Source organism: Herbiconiux sp. 11R-BC (assembly GCF_049472555.1).
In the GTDB taxonomy this organism is placed as follows: Bacteria; Actinomycetota; Actinomycetes; order Actinomycetales; family Microbacteriaceae; genus Herbiconiux.
In genome coordinates this window covers 289,927-309,516 of record NZ_JBCEBO010000002.1, presented here as the reverse complement: position 1 = coordinate 309,516, position 19,590 = coordinate 289,927, and the positions used below count along the sequence as shown (strand labels likewise).

Genomic DNA, 19,590 nt, shown 5'->3' with positions numbered 1-19,590 from the left:
GTACAATTGCGCCGCGGGTCAAGACGGATATCCGATCGGGTTTCTCCGCGGCTTTTTCAACGGTGAGGAAGGACGCATGGCTGCGAGCATCCGTGATGTCGCGCTGCGGGCCGGCGTGTCGGTCGGCACGGTCTCCAATGTGCTCAACCGGCCCGACGACGTGTCGCAGGACTCGATCCGGCGCGTGCACGAGGCGATCGCCGAGCTCGGCTACGTGCGCAACGACGCTGCCCGCAAGCTGCGGGCCGGCGTCAGCAGCACGGTCGGCTTCGTCGTGCTCGACGGGCAGAACCCGTTCTTCGGCGAGGTGGTGCGGGGGGCCGAAGACGAGGCGAGCCGCAACAGCATCGCCATCCTGCACGGCAACACCGACGAGGACGTCGAGCGGGAGCGGATGTACCTCGACCTGTTCGAGGAGCAGCAGGTTCGCGGCGTGCTGATCTCGCCCTACAGCGACATCAACCCGAGGCTCGCGCGGCTGCGGGCCCGGGGCATCCCGGCGGTGCTCGTCGACCGGTTCAGCGGCGACGGGCGGGTGAGCTCGGTCTCCGTCGACAGTGTGATCGGGGGCAGGATGGCGGTCGAGCACCTCATCGAGACCGGTCGCCGGCGCATCGCCTTCGTGGGCGGACCGTTCGAGATCCGGCAGGTGACCGATCGCCTGGCGGGCGCCAGAGTCGCGGTCGACGACAGCCCGGAGCCCGTCGAGATCGAGGTGGTGGCGACCAGCGCCCTGACCGTGGCCGAGGGGGCGGCGGCCGGGGCCCGGCTGATCGCGCGGCCGCGTGCAGACTGGCCCGACGCCGTGTTCGCGGCGAACGACCTGCTCGCGCTCGGGGTTCTGCAGTCGCTCATCGTCGACGGGCGCATCCTCGTCCCCGACGAGATCGCGGTGATCGGCTTCGACGACATCGCCTTCGCGGCGGCGGCGGCCGTGCCGCTCTCGTCGATGCGGCAGCCGAGCCGGATGATCGGGCGCACGGCCCTGCGGATCCTGCTCGAGGAGACCGACGACCCCGGGCTCATCCCCCGGCAGACCGTGTTCCTGCCCGAGCTCGTGGTGCGGGAGAGCACTCGCGCGGCGCAGAGGCGATAACCTCGTGAAACGTTCTCCGAACGGCGTGATCCAGGGCGAGGTGAGGCATGGCAGCGGCCAACGTGCGTGATGTCGCGGCGCTCGCGGGCGTCTCGGTGGGCACGGTCTCGAACGTGCTCAACCAGTCGAAGCACGTCTCGCCCGCCACCTCGCAGCGCGTGCTCGCGGCGATCGACGAGCTCGGGTTCATCCGCAACGATGCCGCCCGGCAGCTGAGGGTGGGGCAGAGCCGCACCGTGGGCTTCATGGTGCTCGACGTGAGCAACCCCTTCTTCACCGACATCGCGCGGGGCGTCGAAGACACGCTCACGCAGTTCAACCGCTCGCTGCTGCTCGGCAACAGCGGTGAGGACGCGGGCCGCGAGCTCGGCTACCTCGACCTGTTCGAGGAGCAGCGGGTGTCGGGGCTGCTGATCACTCCGGTGGGCGACGTGCTGCCGCGTCTCGAGCGGCTGCGCTCGCGCGGCTCACCGGTGGTGCTCGTCGACCGGCACGAGAACGCCGACTCGTTCAGCTCGGTGTCTGTCGACGACCGGCTCGGCGGGCGACTCGCCGCAGAGCACCTGCTCGACACCGGGCGCACGAGCCTGGCGTTCCTCGGGGGCCCCGCGAGCATCCTGCAGGTGGCCGATCGCGCCGGCGGAGCACGGGATGCGCTCGCGTCGCGTGGGGCGGCCCCGCTCCGCGTGCTCGAATTCGACGCGATGCGCGCCGAGGCCGGGCGGCAGGGCGCGGAGCAGCTGCTCGCGCTGCCGACCGAAGAGCGGCCCGACGCCGTGTTCGCCGCCAACGACCTCATCGCCCTCGGCGTGCTGCAGGGACTCACCCACGCCGGCGTGCGGGTGCCCGACGACATCGCGATCATCGGCTACGACGACATCTCGTTCGTGGCGGATGCGGCCATCCCGATCTCCTCCATCCGGCAGCCGGCCTGGGAGATGGGGCGCGCGGCCACCGAGCTGCTGATGGCCGAGATCGACGACCCGGGTGCGCGCGACTACCGGCACGTGGTCTTCCAGCCGGAGCTCGTGGTGCGGGAGTCGACGGTGGGCGGCGGCGCGAGTCAGGCCGGCTGAAGCGCCTCGGCGCGCAGCAGCTCGACGGCCTCGTCGTCGGTGCCGCCGCGGGCCAGGGCGAACTCGCTCGCGAGCAGTTTGGTGGCCTGCGAGAGCATCTCCTTCTCGCCGAGCGAGATGCCGCGCTCGCTGTCGCGGCGCACCAGGTCGCGGAAGACCTCGGCCACGGAGCTCAGTTCGCGGGATCCGATCTTCGCGGTGTTCGCCTTGAAGCGGCGGGTCCAGGAGGCCTCCGTGGCGCCGGAGCCGGCCACGGCGCGCAGAACCGCCAGCAGGCCGCCGATCTGGTTCTCGTCGATGATGGGGCGCACACCGAGGCCGGAGAGACCGGCGACGGGAACCTGGATGGTGAGCCGGCTGTTCAGCACTTCGAGCGTCACGTACTGAACGGCGGCGTCGTGCACCGTGCGCGTGGTGACAGCGGTGACCGTGACGGCTCCGTGCCGCGGGTAGATGACGGTCTGCCCGACCTCGAGGGTCAAGCCGGTCTGGGTGGCCATGCTGCACTCCGCTCCTGGGCGGTCGGTCCGCACGGCGAAACGACCACGTGATGGTGGATGTTCGCAGGGCCCGGGTGGCGACTGACAGGGCGCGGATCAAGCCCGGAATCCGCCGTGCGAGCCGCGCGCCTCCGCACCCGGTGAGGGTGCGAGGAACCTCTGCAGTGTCGCACAGGGGGTTGTGAGCGCGCCGGGTGGCGGATCAGTCCTGAACGGAGACGCCCAGCTGGGCGGCGAACATCTCGGCCAGCGCCGAGACCTGGAACGGGTTCATGGTGGAGCCGCGCAGACCTTCGAGCCCGGTGATCTGGTGCAGCTCGGCGTCGCGCAGATCGACGTCGGCGAGTGTCGCGCGCGTCAGGTCGAGGGTGTCGACCCGGGTGCTGGTGAAGGCGAGGCGCTGCGCGTCGGCACTGCCGAGGTCGAGCTCGTCGATCGTGCAGCCGGTGAACAGCACGTCGTGCAGGTGCGCCCCGCGCAGGTTGACGTAGCCGAGCTTGCAGTTGACGAAGTGCACCGACTGCCAGCCGCTCTCGTAGAGCTCCACAGAGCCGAGGCGGGAGTTGCGCACCTCGACGTCGCGCAGGGTGGAGCGCGCGGCGAGCAGGATGGGTGCGCTCAGGCGCTCGAACCGCACGTCGGTGAAGCGGGATGCGCGCAGCTCGGTCTCGTGGGCCAGCAGGTCGACGAACTCGCACTCGCTGAACGAGGCGCCGGCCAGGTCGCGGCCGGTGAGGTCGGCCTCGGTGAAGCGGAGGCCGTCGTAGGCGTCGTGCGCCTCAAGGGTGTCGGCGTCGCCGTCTTCGAGTCCGCTGAGCTGCACCGGATCGACCCGGGGCCGGAGGTTCTTCGTCTGACGTGCCACATCCTGCACACTAGCCGCCGACTCGGGCAGGAAACACCGCCGCAACACCCGCACAGTAGGCTCGGGCCATGGTTGACCTGTTCGATGGCTACGGCGCCACGCTCCTGCCGCGGTCCCGACGCGGGAGCACTTCCCCGTGGGATGAGATGTTCCCCGAACCGAAGTCGAACGATCCGGTCGAGGCCCGGGCCGCCTACAAGGACATCTACAACGCCCTGGCGAAAATGACCCAGGAGGAGTTGCGCGGCCGCACCGACGCGCTTGCGAGCTCCTACCTCGCGCAGGGCGTCACCTTCGACTTCGCCGGCGAGGAGCGCCCGTTCCCGCTCGACGCGGTGCCGCGGGTGATCGCGCAGAGCGAGTGGGTCGACGTGGAGGCCGGGGTCAAGCAGCGCGTGCGTGCGCTCGAGGCGTTCCTCGCCGACATCTACGGCTCGCAGTCCGCGGTGCGCGACGGCGTCATCCCGGCCGGGCTCATCAGCTCCTCGAACCACTTCCACCGCGAGGCCGCGGGCATCGTCTCGCCCAACAACGTGCGCATCCAGGTGTCGGGCATCGACCTCATCCGCGACGAGAACGGTGCCTGGCGCGTGCTCGAGGACAACGTGCGGGTGCCTTCGGGCGTCTCCTACGTCATCTCGAACCGGCGGGTGATGGCGCAGACGCTGCCGGAACTCTTCGTGTCGATGCGGGTGCGGCCTGTGGGCGACTACCCCAACAAGCTCCTGCAAGCGCTGCGGGCCTCTGCCCCCAACGGGGTCGACGACCCCACCGTTGTCGTGCTCACTCCCGGTGTGTACAACTCGGCCTACTTCGAGCACACGCTGCTCGCCCGCCTGATGGGCGTCGAGCTCGTCGAGGGGCGCGACCTGTTCTGCTCGGGCGGGCGGGTGTGGATGCGCACCACGGCCGGCCCCACCCGCGTCGACGTGATCTACCGCCGGGTCGACGACGAGTTCATCGACCCCCTGCAGTTCCGTGCCGACTCGATGCTCGGCTCGCCGGGCCTGCTGCTCGCGGCGCGCCTCGGCAACGTCACCATCGCCAATGCGGTGGGCAACGGCGTGGCCGACGACAAGCTCGTGTACACCTACATGCCCGACCTCATCCAGTACTACCTGGGCGAGACGGCCATCATCCCGAACGTCGACACCTGGCGGCTCGAAGACCCGGGAGCGCTCGAAGAGGTGCTCGACCGCCTCGACGAGCTCGTGGTGAAGCCCGTCGACGGCTCCGGCGGCAAGGGCCTGGTCGTGGGCCCGGACGCCTCGGCGAAGGAGCTCGAGACCCTCCGCAACCGGCTCATCGCCGACCCGCGCGGCTGGATCGCGCAGCCCGTGGTGCAGCTGTCGACCATCCCGACCCTGGTGGAGGACGGGATGCGCCCCCGGCACGCCGACCTGCGGCCCTTCGCGGTGAACGACGGCAACGACGTGTGGGTGCTGCCCGGCGGCCTCACCCGTGTCGCTCTCCCGGAAGGCCAGCTCGTCGTGAACAGCTCGCAGGGCGGCGGTTCGAAGGACACCTGGGTGGTGGGGCAGGATCCGCTCTCGTCCTCGACCGACGGCCACAACATCCAGGGGCTCGTGGCCGAGCAGGCGGCGAACACCCAATCGATCAGCATCATCGCCGGGCACCAGCCCGACCACTCGCCGGAGGACCGGCCGCGCAACCAGGATCAGGCGCAGCAGCAGCAACAACAGAGTGCTGCCCCCACCGAAGGGGAGGTCGCCTGATGGCCATGCTCTCCCGCATCGCGGAATCGCTGTTCTGGATCGGCCGCTACATCGAGCGCAGCGACGGCACGGCGCGCATCCTCGACGTGCACCTGCAGCTGCTGCTCGAAGACCCGTGGATCGAAGAGAACCTCGCCTGCCGCTCGCTGCTCTCGGTGATGGGCTCCGACGTTCCCGACGACAACCGCTCGCTCACCCGCGCCGACGTGCTCGCCATGCTCGCGGTCGACCGCACGCATCCGGCCTCCATCGCCTATTCGCTCGGCGCCGCCCGCGAGAACGCCCGCCGCGCTCGCGAGATCGTGTCGACCGAGCTCTGGGAGTGCCTCAACACCACCCGGGCCCGGATGCCCCGCAAGATCGCCAGCGAGAAGACCCACGAGTTCTTCGGCTGGGTGCGCGATCGCGCGGCGCTCGCCGTGGGCATCGTGGAGTCGTCGACGAGCCGGGACGAGGCCTGGCACTTCTTCACGCTCGGCCGCTCGATCGAGCGTGCCGACATGACGGCACGCCTGCTGGCCACCCGCTCCCTCACCGAGGCCAGCGGCCCGTCGTGGACCACCATCCTCCGTTCCTGCGGCGCCTACGAGGCCTACTTGCGCACCTACCGGGGCGTGCCCTCCGCCCGCAACGCGGCGGAGTTCCTGCTGCTCGACCGGCTCTTCCCCCGCTCCATCCTCTACTCCGTCTCGCGAGCGGAACAGTGCCTCCGCGACCTCGGGCCGCGCAGCGAGCGCGTCGGGGTCTCGGACAACTCCCAGCGCCTGCTCGGGCAGATCCGCTCGCAGCTCGAGTACCGCCCGATCGCCGACATCCTGCAGGAGCTCCCGCGGTACATGGACGGCGTGCAGGAGGCCACGAGCGCCGCCTCGGAGGCCGTGCGGCAGAGGTACTTCCCCACCAACACGGCCCCCAGCTGGATCGGAGAGAGCGTATGAACCGGCTGCGCATCCGGCACATCACCGGCTACCGCTACGAGGGCGAGGTGCAGGCCTCCTACAACGAGGCCCGCATGCTGCCCGTCTCGTCGGAGGGTCAGTTCGTGCTGCACTCCTCGCTCGACATCTCGCCGGTGTCGTCGAGTCACAATTACGTCGACTACTGGGGCACGCGCGTCTCCTCGTTCGAGGTGCTCACCCCGCACAAAGAGCTGTCGCTCACGGCCACGAGCCTCGTGGAGGTGCGCAACCGCGCCCACACGCCGCACGCCGTCGACTGGGAGCTGCTCGCGAACGAAGCCGCGACCTCCACCACCTACGTGGAGCAGACCAAGCAGACCCGGCTCACCGAGCCCGCCTCGGATGTGGCCGAGCTCGCCGAGGAGATCTCGGCCCGCCACGTGAGCCCCTGCGACGCCGCCCTGGAGATCTGCACCGAGATCGGCCGGCGCGTGGAATACGTGCAAGGCGTCACGGGCGTTCAGTCGACCGCGCGTGAATCCTGGATCGGAAAGCGCGGTGTCTGTCAGGACATCGCCCACATCGCCATCGGCGCCCTCCGCTCGGTGGGCATCCCGGCCCGCTACGTCTCGGGCTACCTGCACCCGAAGCCTGACGCGGAGATCGGCGAGACCATCGCCGGCGAGTCCCACGCCTGGGTGGAGTGGTTCTGCGGCGACTGGCGCGGCTTCGACCCCACCAACCTGATCGACATCGGCGAGCGTCACGTGATCGTCGGCCGAGGCCGCGACTACAACGACGTGGCACCCCTCCGCGGGGTCTACGCCGGCCCGTTCGGCTCCCAGCTCTTCGTGAAGGTCGAGATCACCCGCGAGTCGTAGCCGAACCAGCGGGCGGCATCGTGCCGTCCGGCGGGAAGCCACGCCCCCTCGCCGGGGCGCGGCACCCGCTGCCCGCTGGGGCGTCGGCTACGGCGTGAGGTAGCGCCGCAGCGAGGTCAGCACGGTGTCGGAGACGGAGTACTTGCCGCCCAGCACCACGATGCGGTGCGGGTTCAGCCGCTCGAGCTCCGCGTCGACCGCGGCCGGAACCGCGTCGGCCGTCACGAGCAGCACCGGTGCCGCGTTGGCGATCGCGGCCGCTCCGCCGGAGAGCGCGTCGGGGTAGTCGGCCCCCGAGGCCACGTACACCGTCTCGGCCCCGAGGGGGAAGGCGCTCGCCGAGACCGACGCGGAGACGGCGAAGCGGTCGGCGCCGGCGATCCGCACCGTCGGCGCCGTACCCTTGAGCTCGTTCACCACCGACTCCGCGATGGTGTTGACGCCGCCCAGCACCACCACCTTCGCCGGCGAGAGCCGGGCGAGCTCGGCCGCCACGGCGCCGGGCACGCCGGTCTTCTGCACCAGGAGCACCGGGCCGCCCAGTCGCCCCGCGGCCGCCGAGCCCGAGAGCGCGTCGGGGAACGTGGTTCCCGACGCGATGTAGGCCACCGGCCGCGCGGGCCCGAAGGCCTGCTCGGACACCGCCGCCGACACCGCGAAGCGATCGGCGCCGGCGATACGGGTGACCATCGGCGAGTACGGCTGGAGATCTCTCTCGACGCCGTCGCTGATGGTGTCGGTGCCGCCGAGCACGATGATGCGCTGCGGGCGCAGCCGCGCGAGTTCCCGCCCGATCGCCGCGGGGATCGCGTTCTTCTCCACCAGGAGCACGCCGCCACCGTGGGCGCCCGCGGCCGCCGAGGCCGAGAGGGCGTCGCTGTAGACGGCCCCCGAGGCGATATAGACCACCGACACCATCGGCGCGAAGGTGTCGGCCGACACGGCTGCCGACACCGCGTAGCGGTCGACCCCGCCGAGCCGGTCGACCGACGGCGGGGCCAGCAGCCCCGGTGACCCGGGTGTGGTGGAACCGGGCGGCGCCGCCTCGTCGGCGCGCAACCCCGCGGCGGACGCCGCAGTGGCCCCTCCGAAGAGGCAGCCGGCAGTGACGGCGAGGGCGATGATCGTCGAACCGAGTCGACGCTGGGCACTGGGTGATGTATTCATTCGGTGAGGATATGTCGGCTCTCGCGCCGGCATCCGGGGCGGTTGCGCATCTGTGGAGAACCCGCCAGATCCTCGGCCTGTGCACAACTGACCGCGTGCAACAATGGCGTATGTCCGAGCTCCCCGACGACCCGAACGCGGCCGCGAGCGGGCCCGCAGACGCCCCGCGCGGCGCCCACTTCACGGCCCGATTCACCGACGATCTCGGCGTCGAGATCGTCTACTACGGCTGGACGATCGAGCATCCGAAGGCCGTGGTGCAGATCGCGCACGGCGTCGGCGAGCACGGCCGGCGCTACGCCGCGGTGGCGGAGGACCTCAACCGCGCCGGCTACAGCGTCTACGCCGCCGACCAGCGGGGCCACGGCGCCACGGGGCTCGCGCAGCACGGCGGCGACCGCTCACGGCTCGGGCAGCTCGGCCCCGGAGGCCTGCGGGCGACCGTCGACGACATCCGTCAGCTCGGCATCCGCATCGCCCGTGAGCATCCGGACGTGCCCCTCGTGCTGCTCGGCCACAGCTGGGGTTCGCTGATGGTGCAGAAGCTGGTCAACGGCCCCGCACTCAGTCACTACGCCGGCATCGTGCTCACCGGCACCGCCTACCGGATGCCCGGCTCGATGGACGGCGGCGACCTCACCCGCAAGCACCGGCCGGCCGGAGCGAAGAAGAACGGCGCCGACGGTGGCGCCGCCACCTCCGGCTTCGAGTGGCTCAGCCGCGATCCCGCCCAGCAGCAGAAGGCGGCCGAGGACGAGCTCATGTTCCCGGCCGAGGTGCTCAAGCTGTTCGGTCTCGCCGACGCCCTGCGTCTCTTCGGCCGCCCGGCCAAGAAGCTCAGCGCCGACGTCCCGGTGCTCATCATGGTGGGCTCCGACGACACCCTCGGCGGCGAACGGAGCGCCCAGAAGCTGCGCGACGCCTATCTCACCCGCTCGAGGCTGAGCGACGTCGAGCTCGTGGTCTACCCGGATGCCCGGCACGAGGTCCTCAACGAGATCAACCGCGACGAGGTGGTCGAGCGCCTCGTGCGCTGGCTCGACGGCCACTTCGGCAGCCGCGCCGGCGACCGTCAGCAGGGAGAGTAAGTGACCGACGACATCCTGAGCGTGAACATCATCACGGGTCCGCTGATCTGGATCGTGTTCGGGCTCAGCGCGATCGCGTTCGTCTACCTTCTCGTGCGGCCGCCGCGCCTGCTCTGGGTGCTGACGGCGATCATCGGCCTGCTGGCCGGTGCCCTGGTCGCCTTCGGCGCCATCGCCGTGGTGCAGGGCTTCAACCTGCTCGGCGTGCCTCTCGCCCTGCAGACGGATGCCTGGGTCGTCGCCACCTTCGCGGCCATCGGCCTCGCCGTGGTGAACCTCTGGCGCTCCCGCTGGTGGCGCAAGGTCGTCGCCGTGCTCGGCATCGTGCTCTTCGCGCTCTCCGGAACGCTCGGCATCAACGCCTACTTCGGCTTGAAGCCCACCATCGCCTCCTTCTTCGGCATCGTGATCGACAAGCCGATCGACATCCCGAAACCCACCCCCACGGGCAGCGCGGACCCCTCGAAGCCGGTGGTGCCGCTCTACCAGTCGTGGCAGCCGCCCGCCGACATGCCGGCCGTGGGCAATCAGGGCACGAAGGTCATCCCCGCCACCGCCTCGGGCTTCACCGCGCGCCCGGCCGGCATCTACGTGCCCCCGGCCGGGCTGGTGCCGAACGCCCCCGACCTGCCGTTCATGCTGCTCATGATGGGCCAGCCGGGCAGCCCCGACCCGCAATACGTGGCCAAGGTGCTCGACGAGTACCAGGCCAAGAACAAGGGCCTGGCGCCGATCGTGCTCGTGGCCGACCAGCTCGGCCCCGACGAGAGCATCGACCCGGTCTGCGCCGACACCGCCACGTACGGCAACGCCGAGAGCTACATCATGAAAGACGTGGTGGCCTGGGCGCGCACCAACCTCCGCATCCTGCAGGACCCGGCGCACTGGACGGTGGCCGGCTACTCCAACGGCGGCGGATGCGCGTTCAAGTACGGCGCGAAATACCCGCAGGTCTTCGGCAACGTGCTCGACATCTCGGGCGAGGAGTACCCGGGTTCCGAGCAGCCCGACACCGTGATCAAGCAGCTCTTCAACGGCGACGCGGCCGCGTTCGAGGCGCAGAAGCCCGAGTCGATCCTGAAGTCGGGCATCACCTACCCCGACACCACGGCGATCTTCACCGTGGGCGGCAACGACCCGGCCTTCATTCCCGAGGCGCAGGGCGCATCCGAGGCGGCGAAGGCGGCGGGCTGGAACACGACCTACTTCGTGGTGCCCGGCGCCGGTCACGTGATCGACGCCATCCAGGGCGGCTTCGAGAAGGGCTTCGAGGTGCTCTACCCGAGGCTCGGCCTCTCGGCTCCGCCCGGGTAGCGGCGTCGCAGGAGAGCGGCGTCAGTCCATGCCGACGAGTCCGTCGGGCTCGTCGAAGTCGAGGTCGGTGATGGTGGGCATCGACGCCGTGATGACCGAGCCGTCGGCCCGCACGGTCCCCTCGATGTCGGAGGTCGTCGGCGCGCCCTCGATCGACGGCCGGTCGTCGGCGAGAGCGACGGTCACGGGCGCCCCGGCCACGATCTCCACCCGCTCGCCGCGCACGTAGACCTCGGCGGCCTGGCCGCGCTCGATGGTGAACGTCATGCGGTCCTGTCGAAGGTCGACCTCGATCAGCGCGCCGCGGATGGTGACGCGGAACACCAGCGAGTCCCACTCCTCGGGCAGGCGCGGGTCGAAGGTGAACTTCCCGAGGTAGTCGCGCATCCCGCCGAAGCCGAACGCCAGGGCGCTCCAGACGCCGCCGGTCGACGCCACGTGGATGCCGTCGGCAGTGTTGTTGTGCAGGTCGCCGAGATCGACGAACAGCGCCGCGAGGAAGTAGCCCAGCGCGAGCTCCCGGTAGCCGACCTCTGCCGCGATGATCGACTGGGTCGACGCCGAGAGCGTGGAGTCTCCGGTGGTGAGCGCGTCGTAGTACTCGAAGTTCGCGCGCTTCTCCGCGGCGGTGAACTCGTCGCCCTGCAGCAGCAGCGCGAGCACCACGTCGGCCTGCTTGATCACCTGGAAGCGGTAGATCACCAGGGGGTGGAAGTGCAGCAGCAGCGGGCGCTTCGAGGCGGGCGTGTTCTCGAGGTCCCACAGCTCCTTCTCGAGGAACTGCGAGTCCTGGGGGTGGATGCCGAGGTCTTCGTCGAAGAGCACGTGCATGGCCTCGGCGGCGGCCGACCACTCCACGATCTCGTCCTCGTCGAGCGCGAGCCGCTTCACGAGCTTCGCGAAGCCCTCCGGGTCTGTGGAGCGCAGCTTCGTGGTCTGCCGCACGGCCGCACGCAGGTTCGCCCGCGCCATCACGTTGGTGAAGAGGTTGTCGTTCACGACGGTGGTGTACTCGTCGGGCCCGGTCACGCCGTGGATGTGGAACGACTCGCTCTTGCCCCCGTGGCCGCGCCAGAAGCCCAGGTCGGCCCACATCCGCGCGGTCTCGACCAGGATGTCGATGGCGCCGCCGTTGTAGAGGAAGTCCTCGTCGCCCGTGGCCGAGACGTACTGCGAGAGCGCATGCGAGATGTCGGCGTCGATGTGGTACTGCGCCGTGCCCGCCGCATAGTAGGCCGAGGACTCGAGGCCGTTGATGGTGCGCCACGGGAACAGGGCGCCGCGCTGGTTCAGCTCGACGGCGCGCTCGCGAGCCGCGTCGAGCATCCCGTGCCGGAAGCGCAGCGCGTTCCTCGCCACCTGCGGGGAGGTGTAGGTGAGGAAGGGCAGCACGTAGATCTCGGTGTCCCAGAAGTAGTGCCCGCCGTAGCCGGAGCCCGACACGCCCTTCGCGGCGATGCCGCCGCCGTCGGTGCGCGCGGTGGACTGCGCGAGCTGGAAGATGTTCCAGCGCACCGCCTGCTGCACGGCGGGCTGCCCCGCCACCACCACGTCGGCGCGTTCCCAGAACTCGGCCAGCCAGGCCTTCTGCGCCTCGAAGACATCCTCGATGGGGGCCTCGCGGATGCGGTCGAGCGTGCGGTTGCAGCGATCGGCCAGCTCGGTCGTGGGCGCCGTCGAGGAGGTGTGGTAGGCCATGGTCTTCACCAGGCGGATGCGCTGGCCGGCCTTCGCGCGGATGCGGTAGACCTGCTTGGCGATGTCGTCGTCGATCTGCGCCGACTCGTCCCACTCGTTCTCGGTCTCGAGGTGGTGCTCGGCGCCGACCGCGATGGCCATGCCGGAGTTCGCGGTGCGGTAGCCGAGCACGTAGCGGCCCTCGTGCACCCACTTGAACCGGGGCAGCAGCACGTGGTCGGCGAAGCCCGACGCCTTGCGGGGGTCGGCGATGCCGCCGCTGCCGCCCACGTTGCTGCCGGCCGCCGGCACGAACTCGTCGACCCGGTCCTGCCGGTTGAGGATCTGGCTCGACAGCAGCACCGAGGCGTCGGCGTCGAGCATCGTCACCTCGTAGTCGATGACGGCGAGATGACGGTCGGTGAACGAGACCAGGCGGCGGGAGCGGATGAGAACGCGCTTGCCAGAGGGGGTGCGCCACTCCACCACGCGCTCGAGCACGCCGGTGCGGAAGTCGAGGGTGCGGGAGTACTCGATGGTGTCGGCGTCGGCGATCACGAAGGGCTCGTCGTCGATGTAGAGGCGGATGACCCGGGCATCCGGAGCGTTCACGATGGTCTGGCCGACGCGGGCGAAGCCGTAGGCCTCCTCGGCGTGACGGATCTGCCAGGTGTCGTGGAAGCCGTTGATGAAGGTGCCCTCGGCGTGGGCCTTGTGGCCCTCCTCGAAGTTGCCGCGCAGCCCCAGGTAGCCGTTGCCGACCGCGAAGAGCGTCTCGGTGCGGCCCTGGGTGGCGGTGTGGAACTCCGCCTCGGTGAGCGCCCACTCGTCGAGCGGGAACTGGGAGCGGTCGAGGGGGTCGGTGGAGATGGGGTTCATCGGTCGCTTTCTCGCACGGAGCGCTGTTCGAGGGGCCGTCGGGAGAATGCTAGCGGGGGCCGGACCGCCGGATGCGCGACTAGCGGAGGGCGGGGATCAGCTCGTCGAGGTCTTCGACCACGATGTCGGCTCCGGAGTCGAGCAGCTCCTGTGCGCCCACCCCGCGGTCGACGCCCACGACGAGGCCGAAATCGCCGTCGCGGCCGGCCTGCACGCCGGAGTGCGCATCCTCCACCACGACGCACTCGGCGGGGGTGAGTCCGAGCAGCTCGGCGGCACGGGTGTAGGTGTCGGGCGCCGGCTTGCCGGGCAGGCCCTCGGTGGCCGCTACGAGGCCGTCGACGATGATCTCGAAGCGGTCGCGGATGCCCGCGGCCTCGAGCACGGCGACCGCATTGCGGGAGCTCGACACGACGGCCACCTGGTAGCCCGCGTCGATGGCGGCGGTGAGGAAGTCGAGCGAGCCCGGGTAGGGGGCCACGCCGTTCTCGGCGAGCTCGGTGGCGAACTCCGCGTTCTTTCGGTTGCCGAGCGCCCACGCCGTGGCGTCGCCGGGCTCGTCGGCCGGCGCGCCGTCGGGAAGGCTCAGGCCGCGCGAGGCGAGCAGCGAGAGCACGCCGTCGAAGCGGGGCTTGCCGTCGATGTGCAGGTAGTAGTCGTCATCGGTGTAGTCGTCGACGCCCCGGCTCGCGAGGTAGGAGGAGAAGAGCCGCGACCAGGCGCGCATGTGCACCACGACGGTGGGCGTGAGCACGCCGTCGAGGTCGAACAGGAAGGCGCGGGCCGTCGCAAGGCGGCTCAGATCGCGGATGACGGTGTCGGTCATGCCTTCAACGTTAAGGGCTCGTCATGAACGTCGTGTTATCGCGGCGTTTCGATCTGCCGCGAATCGCGAGCGCCGGCGTGACCCGCCGCGGCTCTAGGCTGGAGGTATGCATGGTGAGTACAAGGTGCCCGGCGGCAAGCTCGTCGTGGTCGATCTCGACGACGTCGAGGGGCGCATCCGTGATTTCCGTCTCGCCGGCGACTTCTTCCTCGAGCCGGATGACGCGCTGCCGCTGATCGACGCCGCCGTCGAGGGGCTGCCGAGCGACAGCGACGCCGCCACGATCGCCGCGGCCGTGAGGGCCGCGCTCCCGGAGGGCGCCACGCTGCTCGGCTTCTCGCCCGAGGCCGTCGCCGTGGCCGTGCGCCGCTCGCTCGCCAAGGCCACGAGCTGGAAGGACTACGACTGGCAGGTCGTGCATGGCGGCCCCGAGAGCCCGCAGATGCAGCTCGCCCTCGACGAGGTTCTCACCACCGAGGTGGGCGAGGGCCGGCGCCAGCCGACCCTGCGCATCTGGGAGTGGAACGAGCCCGCCGTGGTGATCGGCAGCTTCCAGTCGCTGAAGAACGAGGTCGACCTCGAGAACGCCGCCAAGTACGGCTTCGAGGTGGTGCGCCGCATCTCCGGCGGTGGCGCGATGTTCATGGACGCCAACTCGGTGGTCACCTACTCCATCTACGCGCCGGCCGCCCTCGTGCAGGGCATGAGCTTCGCCGACTCCTACGCCTTCCTCGACGAGTGGGTCATCACCGCCCTCAAGTCGCTCGGCATCGAGGCTGTCTACCAGCCGCTCAACGACATCTCCTCCGCCAAGGGCAAGATCGGCGGCGCAGCGCAGAAGCGCCTCGGCAACGGCGCCGTGCTGCACCACGCCACCCTGAGCTACGACATGGACGGCGAGAAGATGGTGCAGGTGCTCCGCATCGGCCGCGAGAAGATGAGCGACAAGGGCACCAAGTCGGCCGCGAAGCGCGTCGACCCGCTGCGCAGCCAGACCGGCCTGGCCCGGGCCGAGATCATCGACCGCCTCGTCGGCACCTTCACCGCCCTCTACGGCGCCGAGCCCGGCGAGATCACCCCGGATGAACGGGCGAAGGCCGAAGAGCTCGTCGCCTCGAAATTCTCCACCCCCGAATGGATCGGACGCGTCCCGTGACCACTGAGAAAACCCTGCCCGTCTTCACCGTCGCCGAGCTCGAGGCGGCCCCCGCGCTCGACCTGCCCTCGTTCTCGAAGGAGGACGCCTTCGAGCTCGGCGTGATCGCCGCGATGCTCATCCGGGAGCGCGGGCTCAACCTCGCGGTCGACATCATCGTCGAGGACGACCTCGTGTTCCGGGCGAAGCTCGCCGGAACGGGCGCCGGCAACGACGTGTGGCTGGCCGGCAAGGCCGCGGTCGCTCAGCACTTCGGGGTGCCCTCACTGCTCGTGAAGCAGCGCCATGCCGAGGCCGGAACCCGCTTCGAAGACGTGAGCGACTCCTCCGTCGACCACGAGCGGATGCTCGCCCACGGCGGGTCGATCCCGATCCTCGTGAACGGGGTGCCGGTGGGTACCATCACCGCTTCGGGCGAGGCCGACGTGATCGACCACGAGCTGGCGGCGGATGCGGTGCAGGCCTACCGGGAGCGGCGCCAGGCCTGAGCGCTCGGCGGCGCTCAGGTGCAGTAGCGTCGGAGCAGCGGGGCCGGGAGTCGGCGGCGCCGGAGGTCAGCCGCGGTCGACGAGCTCCTGGTAGTCGGGGTGGGTGTCGATGAAGTGGGCCACGAACGAGCACTTCGGCACCACCGCGAGCCCGCCGCTCGTTCGCACGTCGTCGAGCGCGTACTGCACGAGCTGCCCGGCCACGCCGCCCTTGCGCTTCGTGGGGTCGACCTCGGTGCGCACGAAGGTGATGGTGCTCCCGTCGACCAGGTAGTCGGCGAACCCGGCGACCTCTCCGTCGAGGGTGATGGTGTAGCGGCTCTGCTGGAGTTCGTTGCGGATCTCGGTGCTCATGGTGCCCCGAGGATACGCCCCCGATCTCCGAACTGCCACAATGGCAGGATGCCCGCCCCCGGTTCCGCCGCCCCCGCCGACCCCCGCGACGGAGTCGGCGCCGAGGCCCGCGGCGAGGGGCTCGTTCTGCACGGCGACAACCTGGCGGTGCTGCCCGCGTTCGCCGACGCCTCCTTCACCGTCATCTACCTCGACCCGCCGTTCAACACCGGTCGGGCTCAGGCGCGCCGCTCCTCGACGGCGACGCGGGTGGTGCCGGATGCGCGCGGCGAGACCGTCGACGCCGGTGAGGCGGGCGCTGCACGGGCCGCCGGCGGCGCGGATTCGCCCGCTCCCGTGCCCGGTCGCGTCACCGGCTTCCAGGGCCGCCAGTACGACCGCATCAAGGGCGACCTGCTGAGCTACGACGACCGCTTCGACGACTACTGGGGCTTCCTCGAGCCGCGCATCGTCGAGGCCTGGCGCCTGCTCGCCGACGACGGCACCCTCTACCTCCATCTCGACTACCGCGAGGCGCACTACGCGAAGGTGCTGCTCGACGCGCTCTTCGGGCGGGAGAGCTTTCTCAACGAGATCATCTGGGCCTACGACTACGGCGCCAAGTCGAAGAACCGCTGGCCCACGAAGCACGACACGATCCTCGTCTACGTGAAGAACCCGGCAGGCTACTACTTCGACTCCACGACCGTCGATCGGGAGCCCTACATGGCGCCGGGGCTGGTGACGCCCGAGAAGGCGGCCAGCGGCAAGCTGCCGACGGACGTCTGGTGGCACACGATCGTCTCGCCCACCGGCCGCGAGAAGACCGGCTACCCCACCCAGAAGCCGGAGGGCATCCTGCGGCGCATCGTGCAGGCATCCTCGCGCGAGGGCGACTGGGTGCTCGACTTCTTCGCCGGCAGCGGCACCACGGGCGCCGTGGCCGCCGCACTCGGCCGCAACTTCGTGCTCGTCGACCAGAGCGCCGACGCCCTCGCCGTGATGCGCCGCCGCCTCCCGGCGGCCACCTTCCTCCCCTAGGCCGAGGCGCGCAGGATGAGGCGGGTGGGGATGAGGGTGCGCCGGGGCACCTCTTCGCCGGCGATGAGTCGCACCAGGAGTTCCGCCATGGTGGCGCCGAAGTCGACCGAGGGCTGGTGGATGGTGGTGAGCGGCGGCGTGAGGGTCGAGGCGAAGGTGTCGTCGTCGTAGCCGACCACGGCCACGTCGCCCGGCACCGAGAATCCGCGGGCCTGGAGCAGCTGGATGGCGCCGGCCGCCATCTGGTCGTTCGCCACGAACACGGCGTCGATCGGCTCGCCGCGCGCGAGCAGCCGCTCCATCGCCTCCGCCCCCGAGCTCTGCGAGAAGTCGCCGATCTCCGTGAGCGAGGCGTCGAGGCCGGCCGCTCGCACCGATTCGCGCCAGCCCGCGAGCCGGTCGATGCCGGCCGGCATGTCCTGCCGCCCCGCGATGGTGGCCAGGTTCCGCCGCCCGAGCGACAGCAGGTGCTCGGTGGCGGTGCGGGCGCTGTGCACGTTGTCGACGTCGACGAAGTAGCTGTCGAAGGTCTCGGGGTTGATCGGGCGGCCGCCGAACACGATCGGCAGCTTCGAGCCGAGCCCCACGTAGGAGTGGTCCTCGGCGTGGTGCGACACCACGAGCGCCCCGTCGACGTTGCCGCCGAGCAGGTAGCGCCGGGTCTTCTGCGGCCGGGTCTCGGAGGCGATGAGCAGGTTGAGCGTGTAGTCGGTGTCGGAGAGCGCCCGGGCCACCCCGCGCACCACCGGCGCGAAGAAGGGATCGGCGAACACCGTGGAGGTCGACTCGGGAACGATCAACGCGATGACGTCGGTGCGCCGGCTCGCGAGCGAGCGCGCCACCCGGTTGGGCACGTAGTTCAGGCGCGCGATGGCGTCGTTCACGATGGCCGTGACCTCGGCGGTCACCTTGGGCGAGCCGTTCACCACCCGTGAGACGGTGGCGCGCGAGACCCCGGCCTCCGCGGCCACCATCTCGAGCGTGGGCGAGCGCGTCGCGTTCGTGTCGGTCGACATCGCTCTCACCTCCGGATGCTCGTGCGGGTCGGGCGGCGCGTGCCGCCGGCGAGGTGGCCGGGTGAAGCATCCGGCCACCTCGCCGGGCCGTCGCTCACGCGGCGACCGTGGGCCTCAGGATACCGGCACCACGGCCCCGGCGATGACCCCGGCGTAGGCGAGCGCGCTGTCCTTCGGCGTGCGCTCGAGCGTGTCGTAGTCGACCCGCACGATTCCGAAGCGCTTGCCGTAGCCCCAGGCCCACTCGAAGTTGTCGAGCAGCGACCAGACGAAGTAGCCCCGCACATCCGCTCCCGCCTCGATGGCCGAGGAGACGGCGTCGATGTGGTCGAGGATGTACTTCGTGCGCAGCTCGTCGTGGATCGCGCCGTCGGGCGAGACCGTGTCGTCGTAGGCGGCGCCGTTCTCGGTGACGTAGAGCGGCGGCAGCGCGGGGTACTCGTGGCCGAGGCGGACCAGCAGCGTGTGCAGCCCCGCCGGGTTGACCTCCCAGCCCATCGCGGTGCGCGGGAGCCCGCGCAGCGGGAAGGTGATGTACTCCGAGCCCACGAAGGGCGAGCTGAGCGGCCGTCCGGTGTCGACCAGGTGCGGGTCCTCGGCGCCGTCGAGGGGATGCCCGCTCACGAGGTCGTCGTGGTAGTGGTTCACGCCGAGGAACTCGAGCGGCTGCGCGATGATCTCGAGGTCGCCCGGCAGCACCACCTCGTCGATGCCGAAGGCGGCGAGGTCTTCGCGCACGTCTTCGGGGTACTCGCCGCGGAGGATCGGGTCGAGGAAGATCGTGTTCTGCAGCCCGTCGAAGCGCCGGGCGGCCTCGACGTCGACCGGGTCGGAGGGGTCGCGCGGGAGGGAGTTCGAGAGGTTCAGGGTGATGCCGAGGTTCTGCGCCCCGAGCTCGCGCAGTCGCTGCACGGCCAGGCCGTGCGCGAGGTGCTGGTGGTGCACGGCGGCGATCGCGGCGGCGGGTTCCTGCCGGCCGGGGGCGTGCACGCCGGCGGCGTAGCCGAGCAGCGACGAGCAGAAGGGCTCGTTGAAGGTGGTCCAGTGCTCCACCCGGTCGCCGAGCGCGTCGTACACGATCTCGGCGTAGTCGCGGAAGCGGTAGGCGGTGTCGCGGTTCGCCCAGCCGCCCTTCTCCTCGAGGGCCTGCGGAAGGTCCCAGTGGTAGAGCGTGAGCCACGGCAGGATGCCCGCCCCCAGCAGCTCGTCGACGAGCCGTGAGTAGAAGTCGAGTCCGGCGGGGTTCACGTCGCGGTCGCCCGGCCGGATGCGCGCCCAGCTGGTGGAGAAGCGGTAGGCCTGCAGGCCGAGCTCCTTCATCAGTGCCACGTCCTGGGGCATGCGGTGGTAGTGGTCGACCGCCACGTCGAGGGTGTCTCCGTTCAGCACGGCGTGCGGCACGCGGGCGAAGGCATCCCAGATCGAGGCCTCCTTGCCGTCTTCGAACGCAGCGCCTTCGATCTGGGCGGCGGCGGTGGCTGAGCCCCAGAGGAAGCCGGGGGGGAATGAGCTGGTCATGGCTGTGTTACTGCTCCTTGAGTGGTGGTCGTGC

General features: G+C 70.5%; 18 protein-coding genes. 10 read left to right on the top strand and 8 right to left on the bottom strand.

Annotation, left to right across the window (positions count from 1 at the left end; all coding sequences use genetic code 11):
- Positions 1-76 precede the first annotated feature (76 nt).
- Both VD659_RS06515 and VD659_RS06510 read left to right on the top strand, forming a co-directional pair.
- On the top strand, positions 77-1,096 hold the full coding sequence (locus tag VD659_RS06515; RefSeq protein WP_423260316.1) for a LacI family DNA-binding transcriptional regulator: 1,020 nt from the start codon (positions 77-79) through the stop codon (positions 1,094-1,096).
- Positions 1,097-1,143: 47 nt separating this feature from the next.
- The gene (locus VD659_RS06510) at positions 1,144-2,172 is read left to right on the top strand and encodes a LacI family DNA-binding transcriptional regulator (RefSeq protein ID WP_423260315.1); all 1,029 of its coding nucleotides are present in this window, start codon (positions 1,144-1,146) and stop codon (positions 2,170-2,172) included.
- Here the strand turns inward: VD659_RS06510 and VD659_RS06505 are convergent.
- Together VD659_RS06505 and VD659_RS06500 are read right to left on the bottom strand one after the other, a co-directional pair.
- A complete protein-coding gene (locus tag VD659_RS06505; protein ID WP_423260314.1) occupies positions 2,160-2,672 on the bottom strand; it encodes a CarD family transcriptional regulator in 513 nt (170 codons plus the stop codon). The two genes, VD659_RS06510 and VD659_RS06505, sit on opposite strands and share 13 nt — an antisense overlap.
- 202 nt (positions 2,673-2,874) lie before the next feature.
- Positions 2,875-3,537: a pentapeptide repeat-containing protein gene (locus VD659_RS06500; RefSeq protein ID WP_423260313.1), complete on the bottom strand. Its 663-nt coding sequence runs from the start codon at positions 3,535-3,537 to the stop codon at positions 2,875-2,877.
- Positions 3,538-3,605: 68 nt separating this feature from the next.
- Here VD659_RS06500 and VD659_RS06495 point away from each other — a divergent pair, with 68 nt between their 5' ends.
- Genes VD659_RS06495 through VD659_RS06485 form a run of 3 tightly spaced genes read left to right on the top strand, consistent with a single transcriptional unit; the run spans position 3,606 to position 7,053 of the window.
- Positions 3,606-5,273, top strand: coding sequence for a circularly permuted type 2 ATP-grasp protein (locus VD659_RS06495; protein ID WP_423260312.1), 1,668 nt, complete (start codon positions 3,606-3,608; stop codon positions 5,271-5,273).
- Positions 5,274-5,278: 5 nt separating this feature from the next.
- Complete coding sequence (locus tag VD659_RS06490) at positions 5,279-6,211, top strand: alpha-E domain-containing protein (protein WP_137838428.1); 933 nt, start codon at positions 5,279-5,281, stop codon at positions 6,209-6,211.
- Positions 6,208-7,053 carry a transglutaminase family protein gene (locus tag VD659_RS06485; RefSeq protein WP_423260311.1) on the top strand — a complete coding sequence of 282 codons (846 nt, stop codon included), beginning with the start codon at positions 6,208-6,210 and terminating at the stop codon, positions 7,051-7,053. Before VD659_RS06490 ends, VD659_RS06485 begins: the two co-directional genes overlap by 4 nt.
- Before the next feature lie 87 nt (positions 7,054-7,140).
- On the opposite strand, the gene VD659_RS06480 is transcribed toward VD659_RS06485, so the two are convergent.
- Positions 7,141-8,220 (bottom strand): cell wall-binding repeat-containing protein, encoded by a 1,080-nt coding sequence (locus VD659_RS06480; RefSeq protein ID WP_423260310.1) that lies wholly within the window; start codon positions 8,218-8,220, stop codon positions 7,141-7,143.
- A gap of 110 nt (positions 8,221-8,330) precedes the next feature.
- Between VD659_RS06480 and VD659_RS06475 the strand changes: the two genes are divergently transcribed.
- Complete coding sequence (locus VD659_RS06475; protein WP_423260309.1) at positions 8,331-9,308, top strand: alpha/beta fold hydrolase; 978 nt, start codon at positions 8,331-8,333, stop codon at positions 9,306-9,308.
- On the top strand, positions 9,309-10,622 hold the full coding sequence (locus VD659_RS06470; RefSeq protein WP_423260308.1) for an alpha/beta hydrolase-fold protein: 1,314 nt from the start codon (positions 9,309-9,311) through the stop codon (positions 10,620-10,622). It begins immediately after the preceding gene.
- A gap of 21 nt (positions 10,623-10,643) precedes the next feature.
- Here VD659_RS06470 and VD659_RS06465 read toward each other — a convergent pair whose 3' ends face one another.
- Both VD659_RS06465 and VD659_RS06460 read right to left on the bottom strand, forming a co-directional pair.
- Positions 10,644-13,178: a glycoside hydrolase family 65 protein gene (locus VD659_RS06465; RefSeq protein ID WP_423260307.1), complete on the bottom strand. Its 2,535-nt coding sequence runs from the start codon at positions 13,176-13,178 to the stop codon at positions 10,644-10,646.
- 79 nt (positions 13,179-13,257) lie between these two features.
- The gene (locus VD659_RS06460) at positions 13,258-14,004 is read right to left on the bottom strand and encodes an HAD family hydrolase (RefSeq protein ID WP_423260306.1); all 747 of its coding nucleotides are present in this window, start codon (positions 14,002-14,004) and stop codon (positions 13,258-13,260) included.
- Between the two features lie 106 nt (positions 14,005-14,110).
- Between VD659_RS06460 and VD659_RS06455 the strand changes: the two genes are divergently transcribed.
- Together VD659_RS06455 and VD659_RS06450 are read left to right on the top strand one after the other, a co-directional pair.
- Positions 14,111-15,160: a lipoate--protein ligase family protein gene (locus VD659_RS06455; RefSeq protein WP_423260305.1), complete on the top strand. Its 1,050-nt coding sequence runs from the start codon at positions 14,111-14,113 to the stop codon at positions 15,158-15,160.
- Positions 15,157-15,648 carry a heme-binding protein gene (locus VD659_RS06450; RefSeq protein ID WP_423260304.1) on the top strand — a complete coding sequence of 164 codons (492 nt, stop codon included), beginning with the start codon at positions 15,157-15,159 and terminating at the stop codon, positions 15,646-15,648. The genes VD659_RS06455 and VD659_RS06450 overlap by 4 nt, the downstream gene beginning before the upstream one ends.
- A gap of 66 nt (positions 15,649-15,714) precedes the next feature.
- Here the strand turns inward: VD659_RS06450 and VD659_RS06445 are convergent, their stop codons facing one another.
- The gene (locus VD659_RS06445) at positions 15,715-16,002 is read right to left on the bottom strand and encodes a GNAT family N-acetyltransferase (RefSeq protein ID WP_423260303.1); all 288 of its coding nucleotides are present in this window, start codon (positions 16,000-16,002) and stop codon (positions 15,715-15,717) included.
- 48 nt (positions 16,003-16,050) lie between these two features.
- On the opposite strand from VD659_RS06445, the gene VD659_RS06440 reads away from it, so the two are divergent.
- A complete protein-coding gene (locus VD659_RS06440; protein WP_423260302.1) occupies positions 16,051-17,022 on the top strand; it encodes a DNA-methyltransferase in 972 nt (323 codons plus the stop codon).
- Here VD659_RS06440 and VD659_RS06435 read toward each other — a convergent pair.
- The gene (locus VD659_RS06435; RefSeq protein ID WP_423260301.1) at positions 17,019-18,038 is read right to left on the bottom strand and encodes a LacI family DNA-binding transcriptional regulator; all 1,020 of its coding nucleotides are present in this window, start codon (positions 18,036-18,038) and stop codon (positions 17,019-17,021) included. The two genes, VD659_RS06440 and VD659_RS06435, sit on opposite strands and share 4 nt — an antisense overlap.
- A 114-nt stretch (positions 18,039-18,152) precedes the next feature.
- Positions 18,153-19,556 carry a glycoside hydrolase family 1 protein gene (locus tag VD659_RS06430; protein ID WP_423260300.1) on the bottom strand — a complete coding sequence of 468 codons (1,404 nt, stop codon included), beginning with the start codon at positions 19,554-19,556 and terminating at the stop codon, positions 18,153-18,155.
- Positions 19,557-19,590: the final 34 nt, after the last annotated feature.